This window comes from Amycolatopsis sp. NPDC051373 (genome assembly GCF_040689465.1).
In the GTDB taxonomy this organism is placed as follows: Bacteria; Actinomycetota; Actinomycetes; order Mycobacteriales; family Pseudonocardiaceae; genus Amycolatopsis.
Genome location: NZ_JBFBAE010000009.1, coordinates 37,776 through 57,444 on the forward strand (window position 1 = coordinate 37,776; position 19,669 = coordinate 57,444).

Sequence of the window (19,669 nt, forward strand, 5' to 3'; positions counted from 1 at the left end):
CCTTAACCCCCCGTGTAATCTATAAACACAACGACGCGGGGTGGAGCAGCTCGGTAGCTCGCTGGGCTCATAACCCAGAGGTCGCAGGTTCAAATCCTGTCCCCGCTACTGTCGAAAAGCCCGGTTTGCACTTGATGCAAGCCGGGCTTTTTCGTGCGCTGACCTGCCGGTTCGCTCGGGTGGTGGTTGCGCTCGGGCCCCTTGGTCGTTTTGCGCCGGAACTCGCGCCCTCGCGGTTGCGGAGCGTGTCCGGGTCCACAGTGGACCCGCTTCCGGATTGGGCCGAACGAGGGGATAACACTAGCCACAATGGACAGATCCCGAGGCCACTGTGGACATACCGCCGAAGAAGTGGGAACGTAGAGGTGTGTCCGAATTGAATGCAACAGCCGCCGCTCTGCTCGGTCTCCTCCACGACGGTCCCGCCACGGGCGGGCAACTGGTCGCGGGAGCCGACGAGCGCTTCGGCGCCTTCTTCAGTGTCACCCGCAGCCAGGTCTACCGCGAGCTCCCGGCGTTGTCCAAGGAGGGCCTCGTCCGGCTGGGCAAGCAGGGTCCGCGCTCGAGCCAGCAGTACGTGCTGACCGCGGCCGGCAAGAAGGCCTTCAAGACGTGGCTCACGTCCGAGGCCGGTCCCGACCACCTGCGCAGCCCGCTCATCCTGCGGCTCGTGCACGCCGGTTCGCTCACGGCGAAGCAGCGCACCGCTCTGCTCGAGACCGCCCGCGGCACCTACCAGGTGCAGCTCGACGAGGCCAGGACGGCCACCAAGTCGGCCGACGGCCCCTACGCCAAGGCTGTCGCCGAGTTCGCGCAGGCGCAGGCCAAGGCCGCTCTGAAGCTGCTCGACGCCATCCCGTCGGCCTGACCCACGCCACAGCCCACGACCGGTTCGCAACCGGTCGTGGGTTTTGCCGTAACCTTGGTAAACGTGAGTGATGAGTTCGATGCGGCCCTCAAGGACCTGACCGGCAAGCTGACGCAGATCGAGTCGGTGATGGACCTCGATGCGCTGCGTGCGCAGGTCGCGGAGCTCGAGAGCCAGGCTTCCAGCCCCACCCTCTGGGACAACCCGGAGGAGGCGCAGAAGGTCACCAGCCAGCTCTCGCACCGCCAGAGCGAACTGCGCCGCGTCTCCGACCTGCGTTCGCGCCTCGACGACCTGGGCGTGCTCTACGAGCTGGCCGAGGCCGAGGGCGACGCCGGCAGCATGCAGGAGGCGGAGGGCGAGCTCACCGACCTCGGCAAGGACGTCGACGCGCTCGAAGTCCGCACGCTGCTGTCCGGTGAGTACGACGACCGCAACGCCGTCGTCACCATCCGCGCGGAGGCCGGCGGCGTCGACGCGGCCGACTGGGCCGAGATGCTGCTGCGTATGTACCTGCGCTGGGCCGAGCGCCACGGTTACCCCACCGACGTCTACGACATCTCCTACGCCGAAGAGGCGGGCATCAAGTCGGCGACGTTCAAGGTGAGCGCCCCCTACGTCTACGGCACCCTCTCGGTCGAGCAGGGCACGCACCGCCTGGTGCGGATCTCGCCGTTCGACAACCAGAGCCGCCGCCAGACGTCCTTCGCCCACGTCGAGGTGCTGCCGGAGGTCGAGGAGGTCGACCACGTCGACATCGCGGAGAAGGACATCCGCGTCGACGTGTACCGCTCGTCGGGCCCCGGTGGACAGAGCGTGAACACCACCGACTCCGCGGTGCGCATCACGCACCTGCCGACCGGCATCGTCGTCTCCTGCCAGAACGAGAAGTCGCAGCTGCAGAACAAAGCCGCGGCGCTGAAGGTCCTGCAGGCCCGCCTGATGCTGCGCAAGAAGGAAGAGGAGCGGGCCGAAATGGACGCCCTCAAGGACGGCGGCTCCAGCTGGGGCAACCAGATGCGCTCCTACGTGCTGCACCCGTACCAGATGGTCAAGGATCTGCGCACCGACTTCGAGGTCGGCAACCCGAGCGCTGTGCTCGACGGCGAGATCGACGGCTTCCTGGAGGCGGGCATCCGCTGGCGCAAGCAGGCCGCGGTCGCCTAGTCCGCGGCTGCGTGAGTCCACTGTCGCCTGATCCACGAACGGGCGACAGGATCCACTGTCGACACCCGGAACCGATTCCGGGGCAAGGGACTTCGGCTACCGTCCGGCGCGGCAAACGCCACGCTTGGCGACGGCGGGGGTCCCTTGCTCGTTTCGGGGGCACGGGCAACCCGGGCTTAACGAGGCCCATGGGTAGTATGCCGAACCGTGATCCGGCTCGAAGAGGTTTCCAAGGTCTACAAGACCTCGACCCGTCCTGCCCTCGAACGGGTGTCGGTCGAGATCGACAAGGGTGAGTTCGTCTTCCTCATCGGCCCTTCGGGTTCCGGGAAGTCGACGTTCCTGCGCCTGTTGCTGCGCGAAGAGGTCCCGAGCAAGGGCCGCGTGATGGTGTCCAACTTCGACGTCGCCAAGCTTGCGCGGCGCAGGGTCCCCCGCCTGCGCCAGACGATCGGCTGCGTCTTCCAGGACTTCCGCCTGCTGGCCAACAAGACCGTGGCCGAGAACGTCGCGTTCGCCCTCGAGGTGATCGGCAAGCCGCGCCTGACCATCAAGAAGGTCGTGCCGGAGGTGCTGGAGCTCGTGGGCTTGGAGGGCAAGGCCGACCGCCTGCCCAACGAGCTCTCCGGTGGCGAGCAGCAGCGCGTGGCGATCGCGCGCGCGTTCGTGAACCGGCCGCTGGTGCTGCTGGCCGACGAGCCGACCGGGAACCTGGACCCCGACACGAGCCAGGACATCATGCTGCTGCTGGAGCGCATCAACCGCACGGGCACGACCGTGCTGATGGCCACCCACGACCACTCCATCGTGGACTCGATGCGGCGCCGGGTCGTCGAGCTGCAGCTCGGCCGCGTGATCCGCGACGACGCCCGCGGGGTGTACGGCATCGGTCGCTGAGCGACCCGCCGCCCGCCTTCCCCGACAGCCCCGACCCAACAAGGGACAGACACCTGCGATGCGTGCCAGTTTCGTCTTCAGCGAGGTCCTCACCGGTTTGCGCCGGAACGTCACGATGACCATCGCGATGATCCTCACCACGGCGGTCTCCCTCGCCATGCTCGGCGGTGGCCTCCTGGCCGTGCGGACGATCGACAAGATGAAGGCGAACTTCCTCGCCGAGGTCGAGGTCCAGGTCAGTCTGGTCGAGGACATCAGCGCCAACGACAAGAACTGCTCGCAGCCGCTGTGCAGCGGGCTGCGCGAGTCGCTGCAGAATAACCCCGGCGTCGAGTCCGTGGTGTACGAGAACCGCGACCAGGCCTACGACCGGTTCAAGAAGATCTTCGCGAGCCAGCCCGAGCTGCTGGAGCTCACCGGCCCGGAGGCGCTGCCGGCGTCGCTGCAGGTGAAGCTGAAGGACCCGGACCGCAGCGCCGCGATCATCGCGGAGTACTCGGGCAAGCCCGGTGTGCGCAAGGTCGACGACCAGAAGAAGTTCCTCGACCGCGTGTTCAACGTGTTCAACGGCATCCGCAACATCGCGTTCGGGATCGCGCTCATCATGGCCATCGCGGCGCTGCTGCTGATCGCGAACACCATCCAGGTGTCGGCGTTCACGAGGCGCACGGAGGTCGGCATCATGCGCCTGGTCGGCGCGACCCGGTGGTACACACAGCTACCGTTCCTCCTGGAGGCGGTGGTCGCCGGCGTGGTCGGTGCCGTGCTCGGCATCCTGTTCCTGCTGGCTGCCAAGCTCACGTTCCTCGACTCCGTGCTCACGGGTGAGGTCTTCCCGCAGATCACCACGCTGGAGCTGCTGTTCCCCGTGGCGCCGATGCTGCTCGCCGTGTCGGTCGTGATCTCGGCGATCACCGGGTACGTCACTCTCCGCCTGTACGTGCGCCACTAGCTTCACGCCGAAATTCCGCAGACGCCGCGCGGGCCGGGTTCGACCCGGCCCGCGCGGCGTTTGTCGTGCCGGGTCGAATCGTCAAGCGCACCTCCTGCCTGATCGAGGTGCTGCGACCGCCGGGCCGACGCAGTGCGGGCGTTGCGCGACCTGCACACGATCCTGGAAGGCGAGCTCGGCGTGGGCCCTTCGCCGCGGCTGCTCAGGCTGCGCGGCGACATCCTGGCCGACGAGGTCACCGTGCCGGATCGGTGGCCCAGCGCGGTGTCCTGACCAGCGGGCCGGCGTGGAGAAACCCTGTCGGCTCGCGTGGGCGAAACCACGTAGAGTTGACATCATGCCCAAGGAACGTGGACAGAAGGTCATCGCGTCGAACCGCAAGGCTCGGCACGACTACTCCATCCTGGACACCTACGAAGCGGGACTGGTGCTCCAGGGCACGGAGGTGAAGAGCCTTCGGGAGGGCAAGGCTTCGCTCGCCGACGCGTTCGCGACCGTGGACGACGGCGAGGTGTGGCTGCGCAACGTGCACATCCCGGAGTACACGCAGGGCACCTGGACCAACCACACGCCGCGGCGCACGCGCAAGCTGCTGCTGCACCGCGGCGAGATCGAGAAGCTGATCGGCAAGACGAAGGAGAGCGGCCTCTCGCTGGTGCCGCTGTCGATGTACTTCAAGGACGGCAAGGTCAAGGTCGAGATCGCGCTGGCCAAGGGCAAGAAGGCCTACGACAAGCGCCAGACGCTGGCCAAACGCGACGCCGAACGCGACATCAGCAAGGCCATGGGCCGCGCGCTGAAGGGCCGGTTCACGGAGTGACACTCGGTCCCACCTCGGACGCCGACGTCGCTCGGTGGACCGCTGCCCTCGGCCTTGACGGGCTCGTCGACATGCACGTGCACTTCCTGCCGAAGTCCGTGATGGACAAGGTCTGGGCCTACTTCGATCAGGCGCAGTCGCACTACGGCACCGAGTGGCCGGTGCACTACCGGACGGCGGAGCAAGAGCGCGTGCAGACCCTGCGCGAGCTGGGCGTGACGCAGTTCGCACCGCTGGTCTACCCGCACAAGCCGGGGATGGCGGAGTGGCTCACGTCGTGGGTACTGGAGTTCGCCGAGCAGGTGCCCGAAGCGGTGCCCACGGGCACGTTCTACCCCGAGCCGGCCGCCGCGTCCTCAGTGGACGCCACCCTGCGCGCCGGCGCGCGGTGCTTCAAGGCCCACGTGCAGGTCGGTGCGTACGACCCGCGAGACGACCTGCTGAAGCCGGTGTGGGGTTCGCTGGCCGACGCGGGCGTGCCCGTCGTCGTCCACTGTGGACACGGGCCACTGCGCGGCGACTTCACGGGTCTGAACGTGTTCGCCGAGGTCCTCGAACGGCACCCGAACCTCACGGCCGTGCTGGCCCACGCGGCAATGCCCGAGTTCACCAGCGCGTTCGAGCTGATGGCGCGCTTCCCGCGCGTGCACATCGACACCACGATGGTCGGCGTGCCGTTCGCGCAGAAGATGTCGCCGCTGCCGCCAGACTGGACCGACCGGCTCGTCGAGTTCGCCGACCGCGTGGTGCTGGGCACGGACTTCCCGAACATCCCGTACTCCTACGCCACGCAGCTGCAGGCGATCGCCGGCTGGGCGGCCGACGATCGCCTGGGTGAGCCGTTCCTGCGGGCCGTGCTGCACGACACCCCCGCGAAGCTGCTCAGCGTTTGATCTTCGCCGCCTCCGTGATCGCGACGGCCCGGCCGAGCAGCGGCGTCAGCGACACCTGACGGCCGGCCAGCGCGAACCCGGCGGCGAGCAGCACGACCCAGGGGATCGGGCCGCGGGCGAAACCTTCGCTCAGCGGCTGGAACCCGTGCGCGGCGAGCCCGAGCAGGCCACCCGATGCGAGCAGCCCGGCCAGCACGAGCTGCGGCGTTCGAGCGGTGATCACCACGTCGTCGCGCTGCGTTTCAAAGCGGGAGAACAGCCGCAGCAGCACCAGTAGCACGGCCGCACACAGCGCGAACCACGCCGGCGCCATCACGGCCCACAGCACCGAACCGGGCGTCGGCGTCGCGTACCCGAGGCCGAGCACCGTCACCCCGGAGACCACGATCAGGGCCGGCATGTGCCAGAGGTAAACGCTCATGAACCGCGCGCCGATCCAGCTCAGCGCGGTGCCGACACCAGGCCGGGTGGCCAGGGCGACCAGTTGCGGGCGGAACGCGAGCAGCAGACCGAGCTGACCCACGGCCAGGAACAGCAGCAACACGGTGGGCGGGCTCATGTTCGACACCGGCGCACCCGGCATGCCGATCATGCTGGCCGGGTACGGACCGAACGCGACCAGCAGCGCCGTGACCCCGAAACCGGCGGCGGACAACGCGAGCGCACCACGGCGGGTCAGCTCACCGAGCCGGCCTTCCACGTAAGCGAAACCGAGCTGGTGCACGGCCACCCACACGAAAACCGCGTTGACGTACCCGATCAGACCGAGGTCGGCGAACCGCGCGACGTCAACGAGCGCGCCCGCCACGGCCATCACCAGCGGCACCCACAGGCCCCAGCGGCGGTGCGCCGCGACCATCACCGGCGTGAGCAGCACCGTGAGCAGGTAGACGGACAGGAACCACAGCAGCTGCGCGGCGATCGAGCTCGCCACCTGCAGCGGCTGCGCCGGAATTCCCATGCCCTGCAGCAGATCCGGCACCACGAGCCACACGGCGAGCAGCGGAAGCACCGGCACCAGCAGCCTTCGGACGCGCGCGGCGAGCCACGCGCGGGAGGATTCCGCGCGGCGCAAGGAGATCAGGTTCGCCGCGCCGCCGGCGAAGAAGACCAACGGCATCACTTGCGAAAGCCAGGTAATAGCCCACCAGCCGGGCGTCGCGAGCGCGTTGCCCGTCGCCAGCGTGCCGTGGGAGTAGGAGAGCACCGGCATCACCCAGTGCTGCGTGATCACGGCCAGGATCGCGCCTGCCCGCACCACGTCGAGGAACTTGTCGCGGCCGCCGGGAGCGACCGGTGTGCTGACCCGCAGCAGGCTCGTCGTCATGGCTCTAAGGCTGGTCGCCGCGGGCTTTTGAGACAGCGGGGTGAGCCGCCGAGTTCGACCTCCGGCCAGCCCGTGGTCGATACGGGGGTTGTCCCTACCTCAGGCCGTCGGACTCGGGTTCGGAGTGCGTGGGTTCCGAGTGCGTGGTGGCGCTCACGCGGTACTCCCAGCCGTGATCGGTCATGCCGAGCTCGTACAGCGTCTCGATCTTCGGGCCGCCGTGGAGGTGGATGTGGCGCACGATCGTGCCTGGGACCGGTTCCTCGTCGGTGAGCTCCTGGACACGGCCGTCGAGCGGACCGCCGAAGAAGCGGACGCTACGGTCGGTCACCGGGAACTCCTCACCAGACATTGGTCCATGGTAAGCGAGGCGCTTACGCGCGTGCTGCCGCCAATACGGGTGACGGCAGTCAGCGGCCCAGGTACGTCAGGACCGCTCGCACCCGCCGGTGTTCTTCCGAGCTGGCTTCGAGACCGAGCTTGGAGAAGATGTTGCCGATGTGCTTTTCGACGGCACCGTGCGACACCACGAGCCGGTTGGCGATCGCCGTGTTCGACAACCCTTGCGCCATCAGGCCCAGCACTTCCGATTCGCGCGCGGTGAGCGCGTCGAGCGGGTTGCGGCGCCCGCGGGCCATCAGCTGCGCGATCACGTCCGGGTCGATCGCGGTGCCGCCTCCTGCGACGCGGCGCACGGCGTCGAGGAAGTCGGCGACGTCGGCGACGCGTTCCTTGAGCAGGTAACCGACCCCGCCGGCGCCACCGGAGAGCAGCTCCACGGCGTAGCTCTCCTCGACGTACTGCGAAAGCACCAGCACGGGCAAGCCGGGCACAGCGGTGCGCGCGGCGAGGGCCGCGCGCAGGCCTTCGTCGGTGAACGTCGGCGGCATGCGCACGTCGACGATCGCGAGGTCGGGCCGGTGTTCGGTGACCGCGCCGAGGAGGTCGTCACCGTTGTCGACGGCGGCGACGGTCTCGATGCCCTCGTCGGCGAGCAGGCGCGTGACCCCCGCCCGCAGCAGCACGGCGTCTTCGGCGATCACTACTCGCATCAGGCCCCCAGGCTCGTGAGAGAAAAGCTCCGGGGCTATTCACTCACGAGCGGGTCACCATTGGCACGGCAGGTCCGCCCGGATCACGGTCGGTCCGCCGACGGGGCTGACCACGGTGATCACGCCGTCGATGGTCGCGGCGCGGTCGGCCAGGCCGGCGAGCCCGCCGCCGGGACGCACCTCAGCGCCGCCGTGCCCGTTGTCGGTGATCTCGACGATCACGTGCGTCTCGCTGCGCCACACCTTCACGACCGCCTCGGTGGCACCGGAGTGCTTGGCGATGTTGGTGAGCGTCTCGCCGACGATGAAGTACGCGGTGGTCTCCACCGCGGCCGGCGGGCGGGGCTCGACGTCCACGCTCACGTCGACCGGGATCGGCGACTTCGCGGCCTGGGCCGAAAGCGCGGCGTCGAGGCCGCGGTCGCCGAGCACGGCGGGGTAGATGCCGCGCGCGAGGTCGCGCAGCTCGGAGACGGCGAGTTTGGCGTCGGCATGGGCCTCGTCGATGAGGTCGCGCACGGCGGCGGGGTCGTTGTCGAACTTCGACTTCGCACGTCCGAGGCTCATGGCGACAGCGACGAGCCGCTGCTGGGCGCCGTCGTGCAGGTCGCGCTCGATGCGTCGCCGCTCGGCCTCCGCCGCGTCGACGCCGCGGGCTCGGGAGGCTTGCAGGTGCTCGGCCTTTTCCTCGAGCTTCTTCGTGCGGTTCGGGCCCAGGAGGGACAGGGCGAGGGTGCCGTGGAGCCAGCCCAGCCACGGCGTCACCCAGATCGCCATCGGGAGCAGCACGATCGACGCGATCGCCACCGGTAGCTCCACGCAGGCCAGGGGGAACGCGATCATCAGGTACGCGAGGTCACGCCACGTCGTCGGGTCGGTGAGGCGGGTAAGCCAGCGGCGCGTCATCGACTGGCCCTCGAGCGGCAGCCGCTCGACCTTCGTGAGCGGCGTCCGCAGCATCGTGTGCGCCCACCGGCGCTCCGCGTCGCCTGACCAGCGGACGAACGCCGTGGTCGCGAGCAGGATCGGGAATCCGACCCAGACCACGACCGTGCCCACGCCCACCGTCGCGCCCACCACGATGAGCACGAACTGGACCAGGCGGAACACGAAGCTCGTGATCATGTAGACGATCGTGCGCGCGGGGTTCGGCCGGGGATGCTCCGGCAGCTGCTGCTCCGTGCTCATCCGGTCACCGTGCTCGTCTCGTCGAGTTCCAGCCACGAGCGCTCCATGCGCCGGCGCTGGGACACGGTGGGCCGCAGCAGAGCCACGGCGAGCCCGCCGTGCAGCGCCGCCAGGCCCCTGGTCAGCGCCACGGACAGGGCGGCGAACAGCACCCCCAGCGCCGCCCAGGGCAGCGCGCTCACCGTCGAGTCGACGGTGAGCCACCGCACATCGTATCCCGGGAAGTACCAGGCGCCCTCGGGCAGGAAGCGGTAGTAGATCGGCAGCGCGACCAGGCCCAGGCTCGTCGCCCAGAACGTCACGACCAGCACGAACTCGACGAGACCGACGGGGAAGAGCAGGAAGAAGTACGACAGGTCCCGCCACGTGGCGCCGTCCTTCAGCCGCGTGGTCCAGCGAGCGCGCGGGCCGGTGGGCGGCAGCGGCAGATACGGGCTGTCCACGTACGTGTCGAGCAGCGAAAACACCCGCGCGCGCTCCATCCGGCCGGCCCCACGGGCCAGGAGGACGAGCAGTCCCAGCAGCGGCACTCCCAGCCACACCACGAGCGTCCCGGCGCCGGCCGACAGCAGCACCGTGATGAGGGTGAACGAGACGATGCCCAAGGGCAGGTTGAGCAGCAGAAACGCCAGCGCCCGACCCAACGGCGGGTGGCGCCTCCTCGCGGCGGACACGGTGACCATGGCGGGGCTCCTTCTCCAAGCGAACGACCTGCTCAGCATCGCTTCGCCGGGCCCTCACCTGAATGGGGCGCGCGGGCATGTTCCGGGTAGGGCCAACCCCACCCCGCCCCATGCCTCCGGGAATCAACCAGGTTGCCGGACGCGTTATGATGGTCAGGTTATGTAGCACCTACAAGGGGGTGAACGGTTTCGACTCTGGACGTTGAGTCAGGGGAAGCGTGTCGGTGCAGGCGAGAGACCACCGCAAGCGTCATCGCAAACCAATAAGCGCCAAGGCCAATAGCCAGCGCGACTTCGCTCTTGCTGCCTAAGTAGCAGAGTGAGTCTGTCGGCCCGGGATCGCCTCCGACCCGGTAGCCGGCATCAGCTAGGAGGCTTACCGCCAGACCCGGTCACGGGGCCTGGTTGGGAAGCAAACAGTGGCTGGGCTCGTCACTTCAGCTTGTTCACGTGACTGAAGGGGCCAAGTAGAGACAGAGTGGACTGCACACGGAGAAGCCCTGTCAAGACGCTAGAGGACCCGGGTTCAATTCCCGGCACCTCCACAAGAATGGCCGGCTCATGCTCACTGGGAGCGTGAGCCGGTTTTCTTGTGTCGGGTGTCTTTTGGGGGTCGGACCCCCAAACCCCCGCCAAGGGGCTGCGCCCCCTGGACCCCCATCGTGGTGGGTTGTGTTGCGTTGCCGGGTGCGGGTGCGGGTGGCAGGGGTGGGGGCTTCGTCGTTGGCCCGCGGGCTGGTTGCTGTGTGCGGGTGGGCGTCTGTCCGGCGTGGCAGGTTGCGGGAAGGCGCGGGCGCGTTCAAAATATGAGCATGTTCAATTCGAATGAACATGAAGGCTTACTGAACGCGATGGGCTGGCCCGCCGAGGTGTGTTCCCGACTCAAGGAACTGGGTCTCCGGGTCGAAGTGCTGAACACCGAGGCGCGGGAGACCGATGCGCTGCGAGGGCATCGGATGGATGCCGTCGTGAAGCTCAGTACGGCATCCGGTGCCACCCGGACGTACGTCGTCGAGGCCAAGCAGCGGGTGACCGCGGAGCTGGCCACGGCAGTCCATTTTCCGCCGGTCCTTCCGCCTCTGCTGTTCACCACGCACCTCGGCGAACCGGTCGCCGAGGTGCTGCGTTCCCGGGGGATCGACTATGCGGACACCGCGGGCAATGCCCACCTCGCTTGGGACGACGTCCTGATCGACGTCCGGGGCCGCCGCAAGCCCGCCAAGTCTGCCGGACGAACCTCGTTGCGAGGTGCGGGGGCGTTTGGCCGGGCCGGACTTCAGGTCCTTTTTGCCCTGCTCAGCTGGCCGGAGGCGATCGCCTTTCCGTACCGTCGGCTGGCTGAGACAAGCGGTGTTTCGCTCGGCACGGTCAAGACGGTGATCGATGAGCTCTCCGATGCCGGCTACCTGTATGAGGCTCGGAACGAGCGGCGGCTCGCTCACGGAGCCGAGCTTCTCGATCGTTGGTCGGAGGCCTACTCGACCACCCTGGACTCCTCGCTCGTCCTGGCCGAGTTCGTCACGGCTGACCTTTCGTGGTGGAGCAAGGCGAAAGTGGAGATGCTCTCCCTGGGAGTCCAGGTCGGCGGGGAAGCGGGAGCGAGCCTCATCGATCGGCATCTGCGGCCCGCCTCACTCACGCTCTACGCCGACCGGCTGCCGGTCAAGCTCATCGGCCGGCACCGTCTGGCTCGGGCGGAAAACGACGCAAACGTACATATCCGGACGCGATTCTGGCAGTCGCCCGAGCCGGAGTCCTGGATTGTGCCGGCCCCGTTGATTTACGCAGACCTGCTGGCGTCCGGCGACCCCCGCCAGCGTGAGCACGGAGACCGGATCAGGAGGGGCGATGATCGACTTAAGCGCATCGACCGAACCTGATCTTCTCCTCGCCGCGAGAGTGCTGGCCCGGGTGGATGTCGTCGCCCGCGGGGAAGAAGTCGACTATCTCGTGGTCGGGGCGACAGCGCGCACGATCCTGTCGATCGGGCTGGTCGGTGGCCCACCCGAACGGGCCACCCGGGACATCGACATCGCCGCTGCGATAGGCACCTGGGACGACTTCGAACGGTTCGTGAGCCAACTCGAACGGCGTGACCGGAGCTTCCATTCGTTCCTCGTGGAGGGCGTCGAGGTTGATGTGGTGCCTTACGGCGGCATCGAGGAGGCAGATCGGACCATCCTCTGGCCCGACGACCACCGGATGAATGTCCGCGGCCTGAGCGAAGCTGTGGCAACAGCCGAGCAGGTGCGCCTGCCCGGCGAGCTCGTCATCAAGGTTCCCGCAGTACCGGCCTTGGCTTTGCTCAAGCTCCTGACCTGGTGGGATCGACGCCTCACGACTACGCACGATGCCATCGACCTCGGAATGATGATCGGCTGGTACTCGTGCGGGCCATACCTGGATCGCATATACGACGAGGAACTCGAAGTTCTCGAGCGGAACGGCTTCGATCCCCAGTTCGCGGGAGCCTGGCTTCTGGGTTCACACATGCCTGGCCTGCTCGACCACGAGGGCGTCGCCGTGCTGCTCGACATCGTCGGCGATGACGATGCATTGGCTCGATTGGCCACTGAGGTTCGCCGTGCCCGCGGTTCGGATCTCGTTCTCGCTCTGGCTGAGGGCATCAAGGAGGTGGCTGCTCAAGCGGAGTGAGCCCAGCGTGCGGCGTGGGGCAGACGGGACGAGAGTGGGCGTACGGAGCAACCACCCTAAATCCGCCTCAAGTCAGCTTCCTGTCGAACCCCAACGGGTGGTAAACCTCCGACCACGAAGCTCACCGGCGAGTGCGTGGTGTGGTCCGTATCTCGTCGGGAGTCCCGGAAGGCCCTGGGTGGTCTGAGAAAGGGAGTGCCATGCGCCGTCGTCGAATACTTACCGTTCTGCTGGCCGCGGGGGTCGCCGTGGGGACCGCGGTGCCCGCGGCCCAGGCGCAGCAAGGGGGCAAGCAGCCGGTCGCCGAGGGGTACGGCGGCGCGGTCGTCTCGGACACCGTCGAGTCCACCCAGGCGGGCATCGACGTGTTGCGCAAGGGGGGCACGGCGGCCGACGCCGCGGTCGCCGTGGCGTCGACGCTCGGCGTGACCGACCCGTACGTCGCGGGGCTGGGCGGGGGTGGCTACTTCGTCTACTACGACGCCAAGACCAAGCGCGTCTCCACCATCGACGGCCGCGAGGCCACGCCGGCCGCCGACGGGTCGGACATGTTCGTCGACCCGGCCACCGGCAAGGCCTACGACTTCGAGACCGCCGTGGAGAGCGGCCGGTCCGTCGGCGTGCCCGGCATGCTCGCCACGTGGCAGCGCGCGCTGCAGCGCTGGGGCAAGTTCAGCCTCGCCGACAACCTCAAGCCCGCTGTGCAGGTCGCGGAGCGCGGATTCGTGGTGAACCCCGAGTTCTCCTCCGAGACGGCGTCGCTGAAGGACAAGCTGTCGCACTTCGCGCCCAGTGCCAAGCTGTTCCTGCCCGGCGGCGAGGCGCCGAAGGTCGGCACGGTGTTCCGCAACCCGGAGCTCGCCGACACCTACCGCCAGATCAGCCGCGAGGGCACGGGCGTGTTCTACGGCGGTTCCGTCGGCCGTGACCTGGTGAAGACCGTGCAGAAGCCGCCGGTCGCCGACGGTGCGCCGATCAAGCCGATGTCCGGCCCGATGCAGCTGTCGGACCTGCGCGCCTACCGCGCACTGGACGGCTCGCCGACGCGCGTGAACTACCGCGGCTACGACGTCTACGGCATGGCCCCGTCCTCCAGCGGTGGCATCACCGTCGGGGAGTCGCTGAACATCCTGGGCAACTACAACCTGTCGAAGATGGACCGCACGCAGGCGCTGCACCACTACCTGGAGGCCAGCCGCCTCGCGTTCGCCGACCGCAACCGCTACATCGGCGACTCCCGGTACGTGAAGGTCCCGCAGCAGCAGCTCCTGTCGAAGCAGTTCGCGGCCACGCGCGCGTGCCAGATCGACCCGAACAAGGCCGGGCAGAGCCCCGTCGCGCCCGGTGACCCGTACTCCCACAAGGGCGGCTGCACCACCGCGCCCGCCGCTTCGTCCGACGGCAACGAGCAGCACACCAACCACTTCGTCGTCAGCGACAAGTGGGGCAACGTCGTCTCCTACACCAACACGATCGAGCAGCTCGCCGGCAGCGGCATCACGGTCTCGGGCCGCGGCTTCCTGCTCAACAACGAGCTCACGGACTTCAACTTCACGCCCACCCAGGGCACCGCGGCCGACCCCAACCTGCCGGCCGGCGGCAAGCGCCCGCGGTCCAGCATGTCGCCGACGATCGTGCTCAAGGACGGCAAGCCCGTGCTCGCCGTCGGTTCCCCGGGCGGCGCCACGATCATCACGACCGTGCTGCAGGTCCTGGTCAACCGCCTCGACCTCGGCATGAGCCTGCCGGACGCGATCGCCGCGCCGCGTGCGTCGCAGCGCAACGCGAAGACGTCCGACGCGGAGCCGGCGTTCCTCGCGTTGCCCACCACGAAGGGGCTCGAAGCGCTGGGGCAGAGCTTCAGCCAGGTCAGCTCCATCGGTGTCGCGGCCGGGCTGGAGTTCAAGCCGGGCGGCAAGATCCTCGCGGCCGGTGAACCCGTCCGCCGGGGTGGCACCTCGGCGATGGTGATCTCTTCGCACCGCTGATTCGCCCGACGAAAGGCCCGCTTCGCCGCTCTTGGATTCCGGGGGCGGCGAAGCGGGCCTTTTCACTGCGGCGTCGTGCCCCCGATCCGGCTCGTCAGCTCCGCGGCCGTCTCGGCAACCGCCGCCGCGTACTCAGGAAACGTCTCGCCGCACGGCCCGTCGTCAGGGCAAAGATGCCGCAGTGTCACCGAAATCGACGCCATCGGCCGCGCTCCGTGGTCGAACACAGGCGCCGCGACCGAGGCGAACCCGTCCGTCACGTGTCCATCCTCGACGGCCCAGCCCAGCCGTCGTTCCGCGGCCAACGTCCGGCGCAGCGCGGCCAGCGAATCCGGCCCACGCTGAGTCCTGAGCACGAACGAAGCCGCCATCGGGAACAGCGCGCGGACGTGGGCGGCGGGCAGGTGGTTCAGGATCGCCCGCCCCGACGCCGTGAGTTGCCCGGGCAGCCGCACGCCGACGTCGGTGACCAACGTTTCCGGTCGCGCCGGGCGTTCCTTGATCAGGTACAGCGACTCGTTCCCGTGCAGCACACCCAGGTGCGCGGTGTGGCCGACGCGGTCCACGAGCTTGCGCAGCAACGGCGCGGCCAGCCGTTCGAGCGGGTCGTGGCGCAGGTACGCCGACCCGAGCTCGAACGCGGCGATCCCGAGGCCGTAGCGGCGTTCGGCCGGGAGGTGGGCGACGAAACCGGCGGCGACGAGCTCGTTGAGCAGGTGGTACGTCGTCGACCGCGGCAAATACAGGTCCCTGGCGACGGTCGCCGCGGACACGGGACCGGCGTGGCCCGCGAGCAGCCGCAGCACAGCGAGGCCGTTGCGCAGGGCCGGAACGTCCGAACTGCTCACGTCGCTCCTTCCGGTCGGTGCGGGGGTCAGCGGAAGACGGCCGAGACCGCGGCGAACAGGGTGTCGTCGAGGTCCGCGCCGGCGGCCTCGCGGACCGCCTGCCACTGGGCCTCGGTGCTGGGCGAGACGACCGGCGCGGTCACCGCAGGGTGTGCCAGCAGCCAGGCGAGCGCCAACCCGGCCGTGCTGATTCCGTTGTCCCGTGCGAGATCCCGCAGCGCGCCGACCCGGGTGAGGTTGTCTGCCGAGTGCATGCCCGCGTAGTACCGATCCCCGGCGAGGGCGATGCGGCTCCCGGGCGCGGGCGCGGCTCCGTCGAGGTACCGGTCGGAGAGCACGCCGCCCGCGAGGGGTGAGTAGGCCAGGTACCCGATGCCCTCCGCCGCGGCCAGCGGCAGCAGGTCGCGTTCGTCAGCGCGATTGAGCAGGCTGAGTCCATTCTGGACGCACACCGGGCGAGGCAGCGACCTCTTGGCGGCGACGTCCAGGATGGCGTCCAGGAGCGCTGCATCGACGTTGCTGACGCCGTAAGCGCGGATCAGCCCCGCTTCCCGCGCGACGGCGAACGCGGTGAGCGTCTCCTCGATCGGCGTGCGCGGATCGGGAGCGTGGGACAGGTAGAGGTCGACGCGGCCCAGGCGCCGGATGCTCTCCGCCAGCTGCCGTTCGACGTGTGGCCCGGACAGGTCGATGTCCGGCTGATCGGGGCGCACGCGGCCGCCCACCTTGGTCAGCACGACCACGTCGTCGTGCGGTTCCTCCGCCAGCCAGCGCCCGACCGTGCGCTCGCTCTCGCCACCTCCGTAGCTGTCGGCGGTGTCGATGGTGCGAATCCCCAGGTCGTAGGCCTCGCTGAGCCGGCGCAGCCCGTCCACGCCGTCGATCCCCAGCCCCCGAGTGGCCGCCGCGCTGCCGATGCCCCCGATGGAACCGGCGCCGTAGACGAACCTGGTTACCTCGACCCCGGTGTCACCGAGCGAAGACGTTTCCACTGGACCCACCTTCCGGAAGGGTGCACGAGCGGGACGCTCGTGCCACGCAGCGAAGCTCCAACCTCGCTGTGTCTTGGATACCAGACACTAGCGCCAACTCGGCTCTCCCGCCCGGGCGCTGATCGTTGTTTCAATGGCAAACATGCCGGAACCAGTGCTCTTGGGCTCGAAGCCGATGACCGCGTCCGACGTCGTCGACGTCGTCCGCGGACACGCGCACGTCGGGCTCACCGAGGCGACCGAGAAGAACCTCGCCGCCACCCGCCAGCACATCGAGGACCTCGCGCACGCGACCTCGCCCACGTATGGCGTCTCGACGGGCTTCGGCGCGCTCGCGACGCGCCACATCCCCCTGGAGAGCCGCACCGCGCTGCAACGCAGCCTCATCCGCTCGCACGCCGCGGGCGCGGGGCCGGCGGTGGAGGCGGAGGTCGTGCGCTCGCTGATGCTGCTGCGCCTGCGCACGCTCGCGAGCGGTTACACCGGCGTGCGGCCGGAGACCGCGCAAGCGCTTGCGGGCCTGCTCAACGCGGGGATCACGCCCGTCGTCCACGAGTACGGCTCGCTCGGCTGCTCGGGTGACCTCGCGCCGTTGGCGGCGATCGCGCTCGCGCTGATGGGCGAAGGCGAAGTGGACCACGAAGGTGAGCGCAAACCCGCCGCCGACGCCCTGCGCGCGGCCGGCCTCACGCCCGTCGTGCTGGCCGAGAAGGAAGGCCTGGCGCTCACCAACGGCACCGACGGCATGCTCGGCATGCTGCTGCTCGCGGCCGCCGACCTGCACAACCTGCTCGACGTCGCGGACCTCACCGCGGCGATGAGCGTCGAGGCGCTGCTGGGCACCGACCGGGCCTTCGCCGCAGACCTGCAGGCGCTGCGGCCGCACCCCGGTCAGGCGGTCAGCGCGGCGCGGATGTTCGCGGCGCTGCAGGGCTCGAAGATCGTCGAAAGCCACCGCGGGCCCGATTGCAACCGCGTGCAGGACGCGTACTCGCTGCGCTGCGCACCGCAGGTCCACGGCGCCGCGCGCGACACGCTCACGCACGCCGAGCTCGTGGCCGACCGCGAGCTGCGGTCCGCTGTGGACAATCCCGTGGTGCTGGCCGACGGCCGCGTCGAGTCCAACGGCAACTTCCACGGCGCGCCCGTGGCGTATGTACTCGACTTCCTCGCGATTCCGGTCGCCGACGTCGCCGGCATCGCCGAACGGCGCACCGACCGGATGCTCGACAAGGCGCGTTCGGCCGGCCTGCCGCCGTTCCTCGCGCACGACCCGGGCGTCGACTCCGGGCACATGATCGCGCAGTACACCCAGGCCGCGGTGGTCAGCGAGCTGAAGCGGCTCGCGGTGCCGGCGTCGGTCGACTCCATCCCGAGCAGCGCGATGCAGGAGGACCACGTCTCCATGGGCTGGTCCGCGGCGCGCAAGCTGCGCAAGGCCGTCGAAGGCCTGAACACGGTGCTGGCGATCGAGCTGCTCACCGCCGCTCGCGCGCTCGACTTCCGCGCGCCGCTGGAACCGTCGCCGATCACCGGCGCGGTGCGCGACCTGCTCCGCACGAAGGTCGCGGGCCCGGGCCCCGACCGGCACCTGGCGCCCGAGATCGCGGCCGCCGAAGAACTCGTCCGCTCCGGCGCTGTCCTGGCCGCCGCCCGTCTGGAGGTCTGAGAATGTCTCGCATCGTCCGTGCCGCCCGCGGCACCCAGCTCACCGCGAAGTCGTGGCAGACCGAAGCCGCGCTGCGGATGTTCCACAACAACCTCGACCCTGAGGTTGCCGAGCGGCCCCAGGATTTGGTCGTCTACGGCGGCACGGGCAAGGCCGCGCGCAACTGGGCGAGCTTCGACGCGATCACGCGTGAACTGACCATTTTGGACAATGACGAGACGCTGCTCGTGCAGTCGGGCAAGCCGGTCGGCGTGTTCCGCACGCACGAGTGGGCGCCGCGTGTGCTGATCGCGAACTCGAACCTGGTGGGCGACTGGGCGACTTGGCCCGAGTTCCGCCGCCTGGAGCAGCAGGGCCTCACGATGTACGGCCAGATGACGGCCGGTTCGTGGATCTACATCGGCACGCAGGGCATCCTGCAGGGCACCTACGAGACGTTCGCCGCCGTGGCGAAGAAGAAGTTCGGAGGTACCCTGCGCGGCACGCTCACCGTGACCGCGGGCCTCGGCGGAATGGGTGGCGCGCAGCCGCTCGCGGTGACCATGAACGACGGCGTGGCGCTCGTCGTCGAGTGCGACCCGCAGCGCGCGCACCGCCGCGTCGAGACGCGCTACCTCGACGAGGTGGCCGACCACCTCGACGACGCCATCAAACGGGTCACCGCGGCGAAGAAGGAGCGCCGGCCGCTGTCGGTGGCCGTGGTCGGCAACGCCGCGGAGGTGCTGCCGGAGCTGCTGCGCCGCGGCGTCGAGGTCGACATCGTCACCGACCAGACCTCCGCGCACGATCCGCTGTCGTACCTGCCCAAGGGCGTCAGCGTGGACGACTGGCACGACTACGCGGCCAAGAAGCCCGACGAGTTCACCGACCGTTCGCGCGAGTCCATGGCCGACCACGTGAACGCGATGCTCGGCTTCCTCGACGCCGGCGCCGAGGTCTTCGACTACGGCAACTCCCTGCGCGGCGAGGCCAAACTCGGCGGCTGCGAGCGTGCGTTCGACTTCCCCGGCTTCGTGCCCGCCTACATCCGCCCGCTGTTCTGCGAGGGCAACGGCCCGTTCCGCTGGGCGGCGCTCTCGGGCGACCCCGAGGACATCGCGGCCACGGACCGCGCGATGCTGGAGCTGTTCCCGGAGAACGAGTCCCTGGCCCGCTGGATCAAGCTGGCCGGCGAGCGCGTGGCGTTCCAGGGCCTGCCGGCGCGGATCTGCTGGCTCGGCTACGGCGAGCGTCACCTGGCGGGCCTGCGGTTCAACGAGATGGTGGCCAGCGGCGAGGTCAAGGCGCCCGTGGTGATCGGGCGCGACCACCTCGACTCCGGCAGCGTCGCCTCGCCGTACCGGGAGACCGAGGCCATGGCCGACGGGTCCGACGCGATCGCCGACTGGCCGCTGCTCAACGCGCTGGTCAACACCGCGTCGGGCGCGAGCTGGGTGTCGATCCACCACGGTGGTGGCGTCGGCATGGGCCGCTCGATCCACGCGGGCCAGGTCAGTGTCGCCGACGGCACGGCGCTGGCCGCGCAGAAGCTCGAGCGCGTGCTCACGAACGACCCGGGAATGGGCGTGATCCGCCACGTCGACGCCGGTTACGACCACGCCGCCGAGGTCGCCGACGAGCGTGGCGTGCGAATTCCGATGCGGGACAACTCGTGACCGCCGACGTACTTC

Annotated in this window: 18 protein-coding genes, 1 tRNA gene, 1 other RNA gene and 1 pseudogene; 14 read left to right on the forward strand and 7 right to left on the reverse strand. The window is 69.2% G+C overall.

Annotated elements, in window-relative coordinates:
• Positions 1-34 precede the first annotated feature (34 nt).
• The 8 genes and pseudogenes from AB0383_RS17925 (at position 35) to AB0383_RS17960 (ending at position 5,597) form a co-directional block, all read left to right on the forward strand.
• Positions 35-108 (forward strand) — tRNA-Met (locus AB0383_RS17925).
• Between the two features lie 259 nt (positions 109-367).
• Positions 368-868: a helix-turn-helix transcriptional regulator gene (locus AB0383_RS17930; RefSeq protein WP_220246572.1), complete on the forward strand. Its 501-nt coding sequence runs from the start codon at positions 368-370 to the stop codon at positions 866-868.
• Positions 869-931: 63 nt separating this feature from the next.
• Positions 932-2,035, forward strand: a complete 1,104-nt coding sequence (prfB, locus tag AB0383_RS17935) for a peptide chain release factor 2 (protein WP_354866860.1) — start codon at positions 932-934, stop codon at positions 2,033-2,035.
• Positions 2,036-2,242: 207 nt separating this feature from the next.
• A complete protein-coding gene (gene ftsE / locus AB0383_RS17940) occupies positions 2,243-2,932 on the forward strand; it encodes a cell division ATP-binding protein FtsE (protein ID WP_220246574.1) in 690 nt (229 codons plus the stop codon).
• A gap of 58 nt (positions 2,933-2,990) precedes the next feature.
• Positions 2,991-3,884 carry a permease-like cell division protein FtsX gene (gene ftsX / locus AB0383_RS17945; protein ID WP_220246575.1) on the forward strand — a complete coding sequence of 298 codons (894 nt, stop codon included), beginning with the start codon at positions 2,991-2,993 and terminating at the stop codon, positions 3,882-3,884.
• Positions 3,885-4,004: 120 nt separating this feature from the next.
• Positions 4,005-4,157: pseudogene (locus tag AB0383_RS17950) on the forward strand (hypothetical protein); the annotation flags it as partial.
• Between the two features lie 64 nt (positions 4,158-4,221).
• Positions 4,222-4,704, forward strand: coding sequence for an SsrA-binding protein SmpB (gene smpB, locus AB0383_RS17955; RefSeq protein ID WP_220246577.1), 483 nt, complete (start codon positions 4,222-4,224; stop codon positions 4,702-4,704).
• The gene (locus AB0383_RS17960) at positions 4,701-5,597 is read left to right on the forward strand and encodes an amidohydrolase family protein (protein WP_366187920.1); all 897 of its coding nucleotides are present in this window, start codon (positions 4,701-4,703) and stop codon (positions 5,595-5,597) included. Before smpB ends, AB0383_RS17960 begins: the two co-directional genes overlap by 4 nt.
• On the opposite strand, the gene AB0383_RS17965 is transcribed toward AB0383_RS17960, so the two are convergent.
• The 5 genes from AB0383_RS17965 to AB0383_RS17985 all read right to left on the reverse strand — a co-directional run bounded on the left by AB0383_RS17965 (position 5,587) and on the right by AB0383_RS17985 (position 9,847).
• On the reverse strand, positions 5,587-6,924 hold the full coding sequence (locus AB0383_RS17965) for an acyltransferase (protein WP_366187921.1): 1,338 nt from the start codon (positions 6,922-6,924) through the stop codon (positions 5,587-5,589). The genes AB0383_RS17960 and AB0383_RS17965 overlap by 11 nt on opposite strands.
• A 94-nt stretch (positions 6,925-7,018) precedes the next feature.
• Positions 7,019-7,255 (reverse strand): hypothetical protein, encoded by a 237-nt coding sequence (locus AB0383_RS17970; protein ID WP_364180586.1) that lies wholly within the window; start codon positions 7,253-7,255, stop codon positions 7,019-7,021.
• Positions 7,256-7,334: 79 nt separating this feature from the next.
• Positions 7,335-7,976 (reverse strand): response regulator transcription factor, encoded by a 642-nt coding sequence (locus AB0383_RS17975; RefSeq protein ID WP_364180588.1) that lies wholly within the window; start codon positions 7,974-7,976, stop codon positions 7,335-7,337.
• A gap of 54 nt (positions 7,977-8,030) precedes the next feature.
• A complete protein-coding gene (locus AB0383_RS17980) occupies positions 8,031-9,164 on the reverse strand; it encodes a sensor domain-containing protein (RefSeq protein ID WP_366187922.1) in 1,134 nt (377 codons plus the stop codon).
• Positions 9,161-9,847 (reverse strand): sensor domain-containing protein, encoded by a 687-nt coding sequence (locus AB0383_RS17985; protein WP_364180592.1) that lies wholly within the window; start codon positions 9,845-9,847, stop codon positions 9,161-9,163. Before AB0383_RS17985 ends, AB0383_RS17980 begins: the two co-directional genes overlap by 4 nt.
• Positions 9,848-10,022: 175 nt before the next feature.
• Here AB0383_RS17985 and ssrA point away from each other — a divergent pair.
• From ssrA to ggt, 4 genes are all read left to right on the forward strand, one after another.
• Positions 10,023-10,395: a transfer-messenger RNA gene (gene ssrA, locus AB0383_RS17990) on the forward strand.
• 264 nt (positions 10,396-10,659) lie between these two features.
• On the forward strand, positions 10,660-11,727 hold the full coding sequence (locus AB0383_RS17995) for a type IV toxin-antitoxin system AbiEi family antitoxin (RefSeq protein ID WP_366187923.1): 1,068 nt from the start codon (positions 10,660-10,662) through the stop codon (positions 11,725-11,727).
• Entirely contained in the window at positions 11,696-12,502 is an 807-nt protein-coding gene (locus AB0383_RS18000; RefSeq protein ID WP_364180595.1) for a hypothetical protein, read from the forward strand. Before AB0383_RS17995 ends, AB0383_RS18000 begins: the two co-directional genes overlap by 32 nt.
• A gap of 200 nt (positions 12,503-12,702) precedes the next feature.
• Positions 12,703-14,490, forward strand: a complete 1,788-nt coding sequence (ggt, locus tag AB0383_RS18005; protein WP_364180596.1) for a gamma-glutamyltransferase — start codon at positions 12,703-12,705, stop codon at positions 14,488-14,490.
• A gap of 62 nt (positions 14,491-14,552) precedes the next feature.
• On the opposite strand, the gene AB0383_RS18010 is transcribed toward ggt, so the two are convergent.
• Both AB0383_RS18010 and AB0383_RS18015 read right to left on the reverse strand, forming a co-directional pair.
• The gene (locus AB0383_RS18010; RefSeq protein ID WP_366187924.1) at positions 14,553-15,338 is read right to left on the reverse strand and encodes an IclR family transcriptional regulator; all 786 of its coding nucleotides are present in this window, start codon (positions 15,336-15,338) and stop codon (positions 14,553-14,555) included.
• A gap of 26 nt (positions 15,339-15,364) precedes the next feature.
• The gene (locus tag AB0383_RS18015; RefSeq protein WP_366187925.1) at positions 15,365-16,330 is read right to left on the reverse strand and encodes an aldo/keto reductase; all 966 of its coding nucleotides are present in this window, start codon (positions 16,328-16,330) and stop codon (positions 15,365-15,367) included.
• 142 nt (positions 16,331-16,472) lie between these two features.
• On the opposite strand from AB0383_RS18015, the gene hutH reads away from it, so the two are divergent.
• Both hutH and hutU read left to right on the forward strand, forming a co-directional pair.
• Positions 16,473-17,999, forward strand: coding sequence for a histidine ammonia-lyase (gene hutH, locus AB0383_RS18020; protein ID WP_364180602.1), 1,527 nt, complete (start codon positions 16,473-16,475; stop codon positions 17,997-17,999).
• Between the two features lie 2 nt (positions 18,000-18,001).
• Positions 18,002-19,654, forward strand: coding sequence for a urocanate hydratase (gene hutU / locus AB0383_RS18025; RefSeq protein WP_366187926.1), 1,653 nt, complete (start codon positions 18,002-18,004; stop codon positions 19,652-19,654).
• Positions 19,655-19,669 lie beyond the last annotated feature (15 nt).